General features: G+C 68.7%; 9 protein-coding genes. All 9 read right to left on the bottom strand.

The window, feature by feature from the left end; all coding sequences use genetic code 11:
* Window positions 1-44 precede the first annotated feature (44 nt).
* The 9 genes from ABFT43_RS04665 to ABFT43_RS04625 all read right to left on the bottom strand — a co-directional run bounded on the left by ABFT43_RS04665 (window position 45) and on the right by ABFT43_RS04625 (window position 13,469).
* The gene (locus ABFT43_RS04665) at window positions 45-1,715 is read right to left on the bottom strand and encodes a cell division protein PerM (protein ID WP_347959190.1); all 1,671 of its coding nucleotides are present in this window, start codon (window positions 1,713-1,715) and stop codon (window positions 45-47) included.
* A 362-nt stretch (window positions 1,716-2,077) separates the two neighbouring features.
* On the bottom strand, window positions 2,078-3,100 hold the full coding sequence (locus ABFT43_RS04660; RefSeq protein ID WP_347959189.1) for a DUF5336 domain-containing protein: 1,023 nt from the start codon (window positions 3,098-3,100) through the stop codon (window positions 2,078-2,080).
* Window positions 3,101-3,397: 297 nt separating this feature from the next.
* The gene (locus ABFT43_RS04655; protein WP_347959188.1) at window positions 3,398-5,404 is read right to left on the bottom strand and encodes an acetoacetate--CoA ligase; all 2,007 of its coding nucleotides are present in this window, start codon (window positions 5,402-5,404) and stop codon (window positions 3,398-3,400) included.
* Window positions 5,401-7,056, bottom strand: a complete 1,656-nt coding sequence (locus ABFT43_RS04650; protein ID WP_347959187.1) for an AMP-binding protein — start codon at window positions 7,054-7,056, stop codon at window positions 5,401-5,403. The genes ABFT43_RS04655 and ABFT43_RS04650 overlap by 4 nt, the downstream gene beginning before the upstream one ends.
* A 127-nt stretch (window positions 7,057-7,183) precedes the next feature.
* Complete coding sequence (locus ABFT43_RS04645) at window positions 7,184-8,095, bottom strand: HpcH/HpaI aldolase/citrate lyase family protein (protein ID WP_347959186.1); 912 nt, start codon at window positions 8,093-8,095, stop codon at window positions 7,184-7,186.
* A gap of 5 nt (window positions 8,096-8,100) precedes the next feature.
* A complete protein-coding gene (locus tag ABFT43_RS04640; protein WP_347959185.1) occupies window positions 8,101-8,619 on the bottom strand; it encodes a MaoC family dehydratase in 519 nt (172 codons plus the stop codon).
* Window positions 8,616-9,761 carry an acyl-CoA dehydrogenase family protein gene (locus ABFT43_RS04635; RefSeq protein ID WP_347959184.1) on the bottom strand — a complete coding sequence of 382 codons (1,146 nt, stop codon included), beginning with the start codon at window positions 9,759-9,761 and terminating at the stop codon, window positions 8,616-8,618. Before ABFT43_RS04635 ends, ABFT43_RS04640 begins: the two co-directional genes overlap by 4 nt.
* Before the next feature lie 16 nt (window positions 9,762-9,777).
* Window positions 9,778-11,799 (bottom strand): acetyl/propionyl/methylcrotonyl-CoA carboxylase subunit alpha, encoded by a 2,022-nt coding sequence (locus ABFT43_RS04630; RefSeq protein WP_347959183.1) that lies wholly within the window; start codon window positions 11,797-11,799, stop codon window positions 9,778-9,780.
* Between the two features lie 89 nt (window positions 11,800-11,888).
* The gene (locus ABFT43_RS04625; protein WP_347959182.1) at window positions 11,889-13,469 is read right to left on the bottom strand and encodes a carboxyl transferase domain-containing protein; all 1,581 of its coding nucleotides are present in this window, start codon (window positions 13,467-13,469) and stop codon (window positions 11,889-11,891) included.
* Window positions 13,470-13,545 lie beyond the last annotated feature (76 nt).

Here is a 13,545-nt window from a genome sequence, read left to right as displayed (position 1 = left end):
CGCCGGGTCTGCGCCCGGGTCCGGTCCCGGTGTCCATGCGGGTCTCAGCGTCGCCGGCCCGCACCCGGTGTTCCCGGGTAGAGGTCGTAGTCGACATCGTCGGTGAGATCGGCGGGATCGGCGGGATCGATGACGACCTGATTCCGGGGAACGTGGGTGTCGGCGTCGGCCGCGACGTCGACAACGGGTTCGAAGTCGGCCGCCTCGTCGGCCTCGTCGCCGACGTAGGCGGTCTCGTACCCGGATCCGCCGAGGTCCTCGTCGTACCCCGCGTCATCGTGGCCCGGCTCGTCGCGGCCGGGGTGGTCGTGGCCCGCTGCGGTTCCGTCCTCGTGTTCATCCTCGACGGCATACTCATCCTCGACGGCATCGTCACCGAGGAACTCGAGGTATTCCTCCTCGTCGTCGAGGTCGGCGATGATGACGTACTCGTCCTCGAAGCCGAGATCGGCATCGGAGTCGAAGTACTCGTCGCCGACGGCGGCGCGGGCCGCCCGGGTCGACGGCAGGAAGGCGTAGACGAATGCGACGACGATGCCGGTCACCGCAATCCAGCCGAGTGTGTACACGCCGGCGGCCGACACGGTGATCGCCGCGTCGCCGAACTCGCCGAGCTCGCCGCCCGCGGTCCCGGTCGCGATCACCATCGCCGATGCGGCGACCGCCGCGGCCACGCCGATCGATCGCACGTGGGCGATGGGATTGAGGTCACGGCACCGCCACCCGACGAACACCGCCACGGCCGCGGGGGCGGCCAATCCGAGCAGTCCCCACTGTCCTGCCCCGGTACCGTCCGGGAGCACGGCCAGCGCCGGCACCGGTGGCACCGCTCCCCCGCGCACGGTGACCAGGTCGACGGCCATCGCGCCCAGCTGGACGTCGGAGCCGACGAGGATCGCGGTGGCGGCGACCATCAGGTTCGGCAGGTACATCAGCGACAGCATGGTCAGGCCGAGGTAGCCGTCGAAGTCGTATCCGGTCTCGATCAGCTCACCGATGCGGGTGTGCGCCATCAGCATGCGCAGGCACACGAGCACACCGCCGGCGACCATCAGGCCCAGCACGGCCACGACGCCGTATTTGAAGCCGCGCCGGTCGGCGTACGACATCCCCCATCGGGCGGCGAAATCCTGCCGTCGCGTCCACACGACACCGGCCAGCGCCGCACCCGCGTGGATGCCGATCGTGTAGGCGAAGGCGATCAGCGCGTTCGGCGTCTGCACCGGTAGCACCGAGCCACCGTCCATCACGATCGCCAGCGACATCGCGGTGATGAGTACCGGACCGATCACGGCCGAGAACACCACCGCGCCGATGTCGAAGACGTCGTGCGGCGAGCGCGCGGCCGGGGCGGTGGTCCCGCCGACCGCGCGGGCCGTCAGGCGAGCGGTGCCGACCGCGACGACGACGGTCGGCAGCAACGGCAGCACGCCGATGGTCACGCCGGCGATCGTGACCGGAACCTGGTGGATGGCCAGCCAACTCGACGCGATGGCGCTCGGCAGACCGGTCAGGCCGCTGCCGGCCATCAGCAGGACGGTGAGCATGACGACGATCAGGGTGACCAGCGCGAGCGCCGGCACTGTGAATGCCACGACGGCGAGTTGCCGCGCCGATCCCTCCGCGGCGGTGCGCTGCGCACGACGGGACCGCCGCAGTGCGCGCAGCTGCGACGCCAGGTTCTCCGCGGTCGAATCCGGCCTGAAAGTGGGCATCGTCATGAGCCTGACACGAGCGGCCGTCGCGTCGTCGTAGACGCGCCGGGCACAGCCGCGGAAAGCGTCTCAGGTCACGCCACCGGGTTCGGTCCCGACACCCGGACACAGACATCAAGACACAGGCATCCGGGCCCAGACACTCGGACACAGACACGGCGATGCCCCGCCGACGGATGTCGACGGGGCATCGTGAAGAGCCTGCTGTCACCGAATCGAATCGATTCCCGGCTGCCGCCGGACGGTATCGACTACCGGCGGCCGCCGGACGGTGTCGATGGCCGGCGGCCGCCGGACGGTGTCGATGGCCGGCCGCCGCCGGACGGTGTCGATGGCCGGCCGCCGCCGGAGGGCGTCGATTCTCAGCTGCCGCTGGACCGGGGCGGCTCGGGCTTCTGGAACACCGTGGTGGCGTTGTCCGCCTCCGACGCGGAGGCACCGGACGACGAGGCACCGGACTCGGACGCCGAGGCACCGCTCGCGGAGGTACCCGATGCCTGTCCGCCGGATGCCGAGGCGCCCTCGGACGGGGTCGCCGCACCGGCCGAGTACTGGCCCGGGGTGTAGCCGCCGTAGCCGTACGCCGAGGCCTGGCCGGACTGCGCCTGTGAATACGTGGACGGGTCGTAGCTCGCCGAGGACTGCTGCTGACCGTACTGCTGGGCCTGGCCCTGTGCGGTGCCGTAGGCGCCCGCCTGCGCGGTGCCGGTCGACTGCTGCGCGGCCGGGGCATCGGCGGTGGCCGACGTCGACACGGCGGCGGTCGCGGCGCCCGCGGCCGGGGCGACCTTGAGGATGCCCGCGTCGACGAGCAGCCACGCGATACCGAGCAGCGCCGACAGCAGCGCGAAGATCAGCAGGACGATCGCGCCGGAACCGGTGTCGTATTCGACCTCGATCAGCAGGAACAGCGCGATGAAGAAGGCCGGCACGCTCAGCGCCGCGACGATCGCGGACGGGGACTTGACGTTAGGGACGAGCGAGAACAGCGCCAGGAAGCCGGCGACCGCGACGAGTGCGTACGGCGCCACGTATTCGGTCTGGAAGATCTTCACCGACTCGTCGCCGAGCGTCGCCGCGGGCAGGTAGCCGCAGAACAGCATCACGAGACCAAGGGCACCTACGACGCCCGCGAGGACCTTCGGGGTGATGGCCGGCAGCCCCTGGCTCGGCGGCTTGACCGGCTGGCCGTATCCGTACTGTCCGTAGTTCTGGCCGTAGTTCTGGCCGTAGTTCTGCTGGCCGTAATTCTGCTGGCCGTAGGACTGCTGGGGATTCTGGCCGTAGCCCTGCTGGTACTGCTGGCCGTAGCCCTGCTGGCCGTGCTGGCCGTAGGACTGGCCGGACTCGGGCTGCTGCCCGTAGCCCCCCGATGGGTACGTCATGGCGATCTCCTGGTCAGGCTCGTCGTGTTCAGGTCATCTGGCTCGGGTCGGGGCGTCGGTCACGCCACGGCAACCGGCATGCGGCTGCCCGCACCTCCCCGATGCGTGACTCCCGGCCCACGGTAGTACATCTGACCGTCGGGTCGTATGCACGATTCGTCATCGCTGTATGCACAGCGATGACCACCGTACATATGTCCCACGCGTTGTCACCGACGTTGTGCACAGTTCGTCGACGACGAACGGAGTTGTGTTGACGGCGAACGCCACCAGGAGCTTCGGGGCGACGGGTGGCGGCTACCAGCGATGCGCCCGACCCAGCTCGGCATACCAGTCGATCAGCGAGTGGTCGTCGACCGACCTGGGATCGATGTTGACCTCCTTGCGGCCGGCCAGGATCGCGGTGACCGGGACCTCCAGCTTCTTGCCGGTCCGGGTGTGCGGGATCCCGGGCGCCTCGATGACCTCGTCGGGCACATGGCGTTTCGACAACCGGTCGCGGATCGCCACGGCGATGCGATCGGTAAGGTCGTCGTCGAGCACGGCGCCCGGCACCAGTGTCACGAACAGTGGCATCCAGTACTTGCCGTCCGGCCCGTCGACGCCGAGCACGAAGGCCTCGGCGATCTCGTCGAGGGATTCGACCACCTCATAGATGTCGGCCGAACCCATGCGGATTCCATGGCGGTTGAGCGTCGCGTCGCTGCGGCCGTGGATGACGAGCGATCCGCGTTCGGTGACGGTGACCCAGTCGCCGTGCCGCCACACCGGACCATCGGGATGGGAGGTCGGTCCCTCCCACCGATGTTCGAAGTACGCCGCCCGATAGCGCGCGCCGTCCGGGTCGTCCCAGAAGAACACCGGCATCGACGGCATGGGTTCGGTGACGACGAGTTCACCGACCTCCCCCACCTGCGGCCGTCCGTCGGGGGACCAGCTCTCGAGCGAGACACCGAGATAGCGCACCGACAGTTCACCCGGGACGACCGGGACGCCGGTCGATCCGCCCGCGAACGCCGACACGATGTCGGTGCCGCCGCTTATCGACGAGATGGGCAGGCCCTGCTTCACGTGGTCGTCGACCCAGACGAACAGGTCCGGGGCGAGCGCGGACCCGGTGCTGCCGAGCGTGCGCAGCGCCGAGAGATCATGCTGGGCACCGGGTTCCAGGCCCGCCTTGCGCGAAGCCTGCAGCTGTCCCGGGGACGTGCCGAAGTAGGTGACCTTCTCGGCCTCGACGATCTGCCACAGCCGGTCGGCGTCCGGGTACAGCGGCGACCCGCTGTAGCAGACGATCCGCGACCCGCACAGCAGCCCGGCCACCTGGTAGTTCCACATCATCCAGCTGAGTGCCGTCTGCCAGAAGAACACGTCGCCGGAGGACAGATCACCGTGCAACGCAGTGGCTTTCAGATGTTCGACGACCACGCCGCCGTGCCCGTGGACGATACCCTTCGGCCGTCCGGTGGTGCCGGAGCTGAACAGGACCCAGAGCGGATGGTCGAATTCGACGGGCACCGGGGCGAAGTCACCGACCTCCGTGGCGAGCGCATCGGCGTAGGAGATGACCTCGGGCCCCTCCCCCTTCGACGCCGCGACCGCGCCGTCGACGATGATGTGCGCGACGAGGTCCGGCAACAGCCCGGCGAGTTCGGCGGAGTCGGCCCGCTTGTCGACGTCCTTGCCGCCGTATCGATATCCCGCGGCGCTGAACAGCACCTTCGGGTGGAGCTGTCCGAGCCGCCCCGCCGCCCCCTGCGGGGCGTAGTCCTGGCCGCAGCCCGACCAGATCGCGCCGAGGCTCGCGGTGGCGAGGAACGCGACGACCGCCTCGGGGATGTCCGGGAGATAGGCGGCGACCACGTCACCGGGACCGACGCCCTGCCGCCGCAGGGTGGCGGCCATCGCGGCGATCTGTCCGGGCAGTTCCGACCACGCGATCTCCGAGCGCGCACCGGTCTCGTCGAGTCCGACGATCGCCGCACCGGGAAGATCGTTGTGCCGCAGGATCTGTGCCACGTAGTTGAGTCTGACGCCGGGGAACCAGCGCGCCCCGGGCATCCGGGCCTCGGCGAGGACGGCGTCGTCCCCGGCGGCGAGCGGTTCGACCGCGAGCGCGTCGAGATCGAAGAACTCCCAGACCGCACGCCAGAACTTCGCCGGCTCACGTACCGACCACGACCACAGCGCGTCGTAATCGGTCGCGGTGACGCCGAATCGGCCCTCGACGTGACGCCGGAACCGTTCGATCGCGGCATCGGAGGAGGTGAGCACCCCCGCGCCGGGCGAGACCGAACCCGTCATCGCAGGTCCTCCAGCAGGTGAATCGCCTCTTCGCGCATCGCGACCTTGCGCACCTTCCCGGTGACGGTCATCGGGAATTCCTTGACCACGTGGACGTATCGCGGGATCTTGTGGCGCGCGATCTTGCCCTCGGCGAAGGCCCTGACGTCCTCGGCGGTGAGATCGTCGGCGTGGTCGCGCAACCGGACCCAGGCCATGAGCTCCTCGCCGTACTTCTCGTCGGGCACGCCGATGACCTGCGCGTCGAGGATGTCGGGATGGGTGTAGAGGAACTCCTCGATCTCGCGCGGATAGATGTTCTCGCCGCCCCGGATGACCATGTCCTTGATACGACCGGTGATCCGGACGTAGCCGGCGTCGTCCATCTCGGCGAGGTCGCCGGTGTGCATCCACCCATCGGGGTCGATCGCCTCGGCGGTCTTCTCCGGATCGTTCCAGTAGCCCTTCATCACCGAGTAGCCGCGAGTGCAGAGCTCACCGGTCTCGTTGCGTCCCAGCGTCTCTCCGGTGACCGGGTCGACGACCTTGATCTCGAGATGCGGGCCCACACGCCCGACGGTGCCGACGCGCAGTTCGAGCGGGTCGTCGACCCGGGTCTGGGTGGACACCGGCGACGTCTCGGTCATTCCGTAGCAGATCGACACCTCGCTCATGTGCATACGGTCGACGACCTGGCGCATGGTGTGTTCCGGACACGGCGAGCCGGCCATGATCCCGGTCCGCAACGACGACAGGTCGGGACGTCGGTCCTCCGGAATCGAGTCGAGCAGCGCGAGTTCGGCGATGAACATCGTCGGCACACCGTAGAGGCTGGTGCAGCGGAACTTCTCGACGGCGTCGAGCGCGGCCTGCGGATCGAAGGCGGGTCCCGGGATCACCATGGCCGCACCGTGGCTCGTGGCGGCGAGGTTGCCCATCACCATGCCGAAGCAGTGGTAGAAGGGCACCGGGATACAGATCCGGTCGTCGGCGGTGTAGCCGAGCAGTTCGCCCACCAGGTAGCCGTTGTTGCCGATGTTGCGGTGCGACAGGGTCGCTCCCTTGGGGAAACCCGTTGTACCCGAGGTGTACTGGATGTTGACCGCGTCGTCGGGCGAGAGCGAGGCGGCGATCTCGGCGACGCGGGCGAGCTCGGTCTCCGACGCCGGCGCGGTCAGTTCCGCCCACTCCGGCGACTCGAACAGCACGACGCTGCGCACGTCGGGACACTTCGGCCGCGCCTCCGCGAGCATCGTCGCGTACCCGGAGTCCTTGAACCGTTCTGCGGCGAGCACGACGCTGGTGCCGGACTGGGTGAGCGCGTATTCGAGCTCGTTCTGACGGTAGGCGGGATTGATGTTGACCAGGATGGCGCCGATCTCGGCGGTCGCGTACTGGGCCAGCACCCACTCGAAGCGGTTCGGCGCCCACAGCCCGACCCGATCACCCGGGGTGACACCGAGACGCAGCAGTCCGGCGGCAAGCGCACGGACGTCGCGATGGAATTCGGCGTAGGTCCATTGCCGTCCCGCGACGGCGTCGATGAGGGCGACCCGCTCACCGTACTGCTCGACGGTGCGCGCGAGGGTCTGTCCGATCGTCTCCTCGAGAAGGGGCGGGAGGTCGGGCCCCCGGGTGTGTGCGAGGTTCAGGGCGGGAGCGTCTTTGCTCATCTCGTGCTCCGGTCTGTCGGGGAATTCGGAATACGTCGGGAAACGGCGGTTCAGGATTCTGCAGTTCAGGACTCCTGCAGTTCAGGACTTCTGCAGCTCAGGACTCTGCAGTTCAGGACTCTGCAGTTCAGGATCCTTCGGCGCCCGCTGTGGGCACCCGGGAGAGGACGACCTCGGCCTGGCGCAACACCGGGCCGTCGATCATCTGTCCGTCGAGGCTGAAGACCCCGCCGTTGTGCTCGGCGGCGCCGGCCAGGACGCGCCGGGCCCATTCGACGGACTCGTCGGACGGCCGGTAGCCGGCGCGGATGTGCTCGACCTGCGACGGGTGGATGCACGCGGTCGCGGTGTAGCCGAGGGCCACCGCGTCGCGCACCTCTGCGATGAGCCCGTCGACGTCCTCGATGTCGAGATGTACGGAGTCGATGGCGAATTTGCCGTGGGCGGCCGCGGCGATGCGCACCATCGAGCGGACCCAGGACGCCACGTCGCGGTACTCCCCCGCACGCGGCTCGTCGGGGCCGAAGCGGCTCGACGTGCCGCCGAGTCCGGCGACCAGATCCTCGGCACCCCACATGAGGCCGATGCAGTTCGACGTCGCGGCGATGTCGTTGGCCCGGGTCGCGCCGAGCGGGGTCTCGATGAGCGCGATCGTCTGCAGCGCGGTGTCCAGGATCGACGACACGTCCTCGGCCTTGGCCTGCATGACGACGCGGTAGTTCGTCTCCGCGACTGCCGCGAGGTCGCGGCGGTAGTCACCGGTCCCGGCCGGATTGATGCGCACGATGGTGCGGTCGGGGTCGATCGGGTTGGCGACCAACGCCTCCCGTGCGGCGGGCCGGTTGTCCGGCGACACCGCGTCCTCGAGGTCGAGGATCACCACGTCCGCGCGGTCGAGCGCCTTCTGGTAGCGCTCGGGCCGGTCGGCGGGGCAGAACAGCAGCGCGGGACCGGGCGGGAGCCAGGCGTTCGACAGTTGAGGGTCACCCAGATTGGTGCCGCCGACCAGCGAATTGTCCGCGCTCGCATCGAAGACCATCGTCGTCACTCCGTAGGTTGTTTGCGCACCAGCGTGGCCCGCGCGGCTCGCGCGACGACCTCGCCGTGCTGATTGCGGCCGATGTGGGTCAAGTTCACCACGCCCTCCCCTGGCCGTGACCTGGATTCGCGCTTACCGGTGCACACGGTCTCTGCGTAGAGCGTGTCGCCGGCGAACAGCGGCGCGGGAAAGGCCACCTCGGAGAACCCCAGGTTCGCCACCAGTGTGCCCTGCGTCAGCTGGCTCACCGACAGACCGACGATCGTCGAGAGCGTGAACATCGAGTTGATCAGGCGATGACCGCCGAAGCCCGGCTGCTGCGCCGACCACGCGGCGTCGAGATGGAGCGCCTGGGTGTTCATCGTCAGCGTCGTGAACAGCACGTTGTCGGCCTCGGTCACGGTGCGGCCGGGACGGTGTTCGTAGATCGTGCCCTCTTCGAACTCCTCGAACCAGAGTCCGCGCTGGATCACCCGGCGCGCCTCACCGGAACCGGTGACGTCGGTGTTCTCCTGTGCGCTCAATTGAATCCCAACTCCCGTGCGATGAGCATCAGCTGGACCTCGGTGGTTCCCTCACCGATCTCGAGGATCTTCGAGTCACGGTAGTGGCGGGCGACCGGGTACTCGTTCATGAAGCCGTAACCGCCATGGATCTGGGTCGCCATCCGCGCGTTGTCCATCGCGGCCTCGCTCGCGATCATCTTCGCGATCGACGCCTCCTTCTTGAACGGCTTGCCCGCCAGCATCTTCGCGGCCGCGTCGTAATAGGCCAGGCGCGCCGTGTGTGCACGCGCCTCCATGCGCGCGATGGCGAAGGACACCGACTGGTACTCGCCGATCGGCTTGCCGAACGACTGCCGCTCCTTGGCGTACTTGACGCTTTCGTCGACGCAGCCCTGTGCGGCGCCGGTGGCCAGCGCCGCGATCGCGATTCGTCCCTCGTCGAGGATCGACAGGAAGTTCGCGTAGCCGCGGCCGCGTTCGCCGAGGAGGTTCTCCTTGGGAACCCGGACGTCGCTGAAGGTCAGCGGGTGGGTATCGGAGGCGTTCCAGCCGACCTTGTTGTAGGCCGGTTCGGCGGTGAATCCCGGTGTCCCCGAGGGCACGATGATCGTCGAGATCTCCTTCTTACCGTTCTCCTTCACACCGGTGACCGCGGTGACGGTGACCAGCGAGGTGATGTCGGTGCCGGAGTTGGTGATGAACTGCTTGTTGCCGTTGATGATCCACGAGTCGCCGTCATCGCGGGCGGTGGTCGCGGTGGCGCCCGCGTCCGAACCGGCGCCCGGCTCGGTGAGACCGAAACCGGCCAGCGCCCGGCCGGAGACGAGATCGGGCAGGTACTCGCGCTTCTGCTCCTCGGTGCCGAACTTGTGGATCGGCATTGCGCCGAGGCTCACACCGGCCTCGAGGGTGATGGCCACCGACTGATCGACCTTGCCGAGTTCCTCCAACGCGAGCGCGAGGGCGAAGTAGTCGCCGCCCATGCCGCCGTACTCCTCGGGGAACGGCAGGCCGAACAGACCCATCTTGCCCATCTGGTCGACGACCTCGTACGGGAAGCTGTGCTCGGCATCATGTTTGGCGGCCACCGGGGCCACCACACTCTGCGCGAAGTCGCGCACCGACTCCCTGAGGTCGAGGTATTCCTGGGTGAGTTCCATGAAAGTCCTTCTCGTTCTAGTCGATCGGCGTGATGACGGCCAGGACCTGCCCGGCGTCGACCTTGTCCCCTACCTCGACCGTCACCTCGGCGGTGCCGCTGATCGGGGCGGAGAGCGTGTGTTCCATCTTCATGGCCTCGACGACGACCACCGGGGCGCCGGAGGAGACGTCGTCGCCGGAGTTCGCGCTCACCGCGACGACGGTGCCGGGCATCGGACTGGTGATCTCGCCGGCGCGCTCGTCGGCGGCCTCGTCGAGGATCGGGCGGGCGAGGTCGAGCATCCATGTGCCGGAAGGACCTGAGATCCACCATGATTCACCGATGAGCGTCGACGACCACGACTGGCTGACACCGTCGACGATCAGCCGGTCGGCGCCGCGGCCGTCCACCGAGGGGAGATAGACGACGTCGGCCGTCCACGGCTCGGCATCCTCGACCTCCTCGGCGACAACCGTCGCCTTTCCGGAGATCGACCGCGCGTCGGCGTGTTCGACGTGGATAGACACCGTCGAATGGTGACCGCCGCCCACCAGGCGGGTGATCACCGGGGCGGGTTCGCCCATGCGCCAGCCGACCGACGACGACCACACGTCGCCGGGGTCGCGGGTGCCGATGCGGGCGAGCCCGACCAGGACCTGCGCCTCGGGTGAGGGATCCGGCACGACGTAGTCGGCGACGAGCCGGTCGAGTAGTTCGGTGTCGAGGTCGGCGGCGGCGACGGCCGGCTGCCGCAGCACGAATCGGCAGAAGTCGATGTTGGTGACCACGCCGAGCACCCGCGTGTGCGCGAGTGCCTGGTCGAGGCGTTCGAGGGCCTCCTCACGGTCGCTGCCGTACGCGATCACCTTCGCGAGCATCGGATCGTAGTCGCTGCCGACCTCCAACCCCTCGAGCATCGCCGAGTCGACGCGGACGCCGCTGCCCGGCGAGGTGTCGGGCTCCACGAGGTGCTCGATGGTGCCGCCGGTCGGCAGGAAGCCGCGGGCGGGATCCTCGGCGTAGACACGGGCCTCGATCGCATGGCCGGTCAGGGCGATGTCGTCCTGGGCGAACCCGAGCTTCTCGCCGCGGGCGACGCGAATCTGCTGCTCCACCAGGTCGATGCCGGTGACGAGCTCGGTGACCGGGTGCTCGACCTGCAGGCGGGTGTTCATCTCCATGAAGAAGAACTCGTCCGGCTTGTGCGCCGAGACGATGAACTCGACGGTACCCGCACCGGTGTAACCGACCGAGCGGGCGGCGTCGCAGGCCGCCCGGCCGATGCGGGCCCGGGTGTCGGCGTCGAGCAACGCCGAGGGCGCCTCCTCGATGACCTTCTGATGCCGACGCTGCAGGGAGCATTCACGCTCGCCGAGATGGACGACGTTGCCGTGCTCGTCGGCGAGGATCTGCACCTCGATGTGTCGTGGGGTGTCGACGAAGTGCTCGATGAACAGTGCATCGTCGCCGAACGCTGCGCCGGCCTCGCGACGGGCCCGCTGCAGGGCCGCGGGCAGCTCGGCCGGGTCGGCGACGCGGTGCATGCCCTTGCCGCCACCGCCCGCGCTGGGCTTGATGAGCACCGGGAACCCGATGTCGGGTGCGGCGGCGATGAGGTCGTCGTCGGACAACCCCGGCCGTGACAGGCCGGGGACCACCGGCACATCGCGGTCGGTCACGGCGGCACGCGCGGTGATCTTGTCGCCCATCGTCGCGATGGCCTCGGCGGGCGGGCCGATGAACACGATGCCCGCCTCCGCCAGCGCCGCAGCGAATTTCTGGTTCTCCGAGAGGAATCCGTATCCGGGGTGGACGGCGTCGGCGCCGGTCTTGCGTGCGGCGTCCACGACCGCCTCGATATCCAGGTAGCTCCGGGCCGCCGCGGCGGGCCCGATGCGCACCGCGACGTCGGCCTCGCGGACGTGGCGCGCCTGCGCGTCGGCGTCGGAATAGACGGCGATGCTGCGGATTCCCATGCGGCGCAGCGTGTCGATCACCCGGCAGGCGATCTCACCGCGGTTCGCCACCAGGACGCTGCGGATGGGTCTGGTGCTCACAGTCGGGGTCCTTCGTGAGTCGGGGTTGTGTCTGCAGAGCTCGTGATCGCGTGATTCGGTGATCTGCGCCTGTACCTCCACCATCGCGCTCACATCCGGAAAACGCCATAGCGCGGGTCGGTGAGCGGCGCGTAGCGCGCCGCCTCGAGGGCGAGACCGAGCAGGGTGCGGGTCTGGGCCGGGTCGACGATGCCGTCGTCCCAGAGGCGCGCGGTCGAGTAGTAGGCGTCGGACTGACGCTCGAACTGCTCGCGGATCGGCGCCTTGAACGCTTCCTCGTCCGCGGCCGGCCAGGTCTCGCCGGACCGCTCGATCTGGTTGCGGCGCACCGTCGCCAGGGTGTCGGCGGCCTGCGGACCGCCCATGACCGAGATGCGGGCATTGGGCCACATCCACAGGAACCGTGGCGAGTAGGCGCGGCCGCACATCGAGTAGTTGCCTGCACCGAAGGAACCGCCGATCATCACGGTGAACTTCGGGACACGCGCACATGCGACCGCGTTGACCATCTTGGCGCCGTGCTTGGCGATACCGCCCTGTTCGTAGGCCTTGCCGACCATGAACCCGGTGATGTTCTGCAGGAAGACCAGCGGAATCCTCCGCTGGTCGCACAGCTCGATGAAATGCGCCCCCTTGAGGGCGGATTCGCTGAACAGCACGCCGTTGTTGGCGACGATGCCCACCGGGTGACCATGGATGTGCGCGAATACGGTGACGAGGCTGGTGCCGTAGTTCGCCTTGAACTCGGTGTACTCGCCCGCGTCGCACATGATCTCGATGACCTCGCGCACGTCGTAAGGGGTGCGCGGATCCGTCGGGACCACGTCGTAGATGTCGGTCTGGGGCCGGAGCGGGTCGCGCGACGGGATGGTCTCCCACTGTGGCGCCTCCCGCGGGCCGAGTGTCGCGACGATCTCGCGAACCTTGGCGAGGGCCTGCTGGTCGTTGTCGACGAGATGGTCGGTGACGCCGGAGACCGACGAGTGCATGGCCCCGCCACCGAGGTCCTCGGCCGAGACGTCCTCGCCGGTCGCGGCCTTCACCAGCGGCGGGCCGGCGAGGAAGATGGTGCCCTGGTTACGCACGATGACGGTCTCGTCGCTCATCGCGGGGACGTACGCGCCGCCGGCCGTGGACGACCCGAGCACGGCCGCGATCTGCGGGATGCCCGCGGCGCTCATGTTCGCCTGGTTGTAGAAGATGCGGCCGAAGTGGTCGCGATCGGGGAACACCTCGTCCTGTTGCAGCAGCATCGCGCCACCGGAATCGACCAGGTAGATGCAGGGCAATCGGTTGGCGGCCGCGATCTCCTGGGCGCGCAGGTGCTTCTTGACGGTGATCGGGTAGTACGTGCCGCCCGACACCGTGGCGTCGTTGGCGACGATCATGCACTCCCGGCCGGACACCCGGCCGACCCCGGCGATGACACCCGCCGCGGGCGCCTTGTCGTCGTACATCCCGAAGGCCGCCAGCGGCGCGACCTCGATGAACGGCGACCCGACGTCGAGCAGGCCGTTCACCCGGTCGCGCGGGAGGAGCTTGCCGCGGGCGACGTGGCGCTCGCGCGCCTTTGCCCCGCCGCCCTCGGCGACCTTCGCGAGGCGTTGGCGGAGCAGATCCAGATTCTGCTGATGCACGGCCCGGAAGCCGTCGAGCGTGCTGGTCACCATCGACCCTTCAGTTAGTAGGGATTAACCGAGTGAGATCGTACGTGATCGAGTGGTCCGTGTCACGCCGGGTGACGGA

Origin of the sequence: Gordonia aurantiaca, assembly GCF_039939235.1 — a bacterium.
GTDB lineage: Bacteria > Actinomycetota > Actinomycetes > Mycobacteriales > Mycobacteriaceae > Gordonia.
Note: the sequence above shows the minus strand (reverse complement) of the source record. Positions and strands in the feature narration are given on the sequence as shown.

Bases quoted from the DNA above. Each gene is read 5' to 3' on its own strand.
- ABFT43_RS04660 (WP_347959189.1), bottom strand. From the start codon at position 3,100: ATGACGTACCCATCGGGGGGCTACGGGCAGCAGCCCGAGTCCGGCCAG.
- ABFT43_RS04645 (WP_347959186.1), bottom strand. From the start codon at position 8,095: ATGGTCTTCGATGCGAGCGCGGACAATTCGCTGGTCGGCGGCACCAAT.
- ABFT43_RS04625 (WP_347959182.1), bottom strand. From the start codon at position 13,469: ATGGTGACCAGCACGCTCGACGGCTTCCGGGCCGTGCATCAGCAGAAT.
- ABFT43_RS04665 (WP_347959190.1), bottom strand. From the start codon at position 1,715: ATGCCCACTTTCAGGCCGGATTCGACCGCGGAGAACCTGGCGTCGCAG.
- ABFT43_RS04650 (WP_347959187.1), bottom strand. From the start codon at position 7,056: ATGAGCAAAGACGCTCCCGCCCTGAACCTCGCACACACCCGGGGGCCC.
- ABFT43_RS04635 (WP_347959184.1), bottom strand. From the start codon at position 9,761: ATGGAACTCACCCAGGAATACCTCGACCTCAGGGAGTCGGTGCGCGAC.
- ABFT43_RS04655 (WP_347959188.1), bottom strand. From the start codon at position 5,404: ATGACGGGTTCGGTCTCGCCCGGCGCGGGGGTGCTCACCTCCTCCGAT.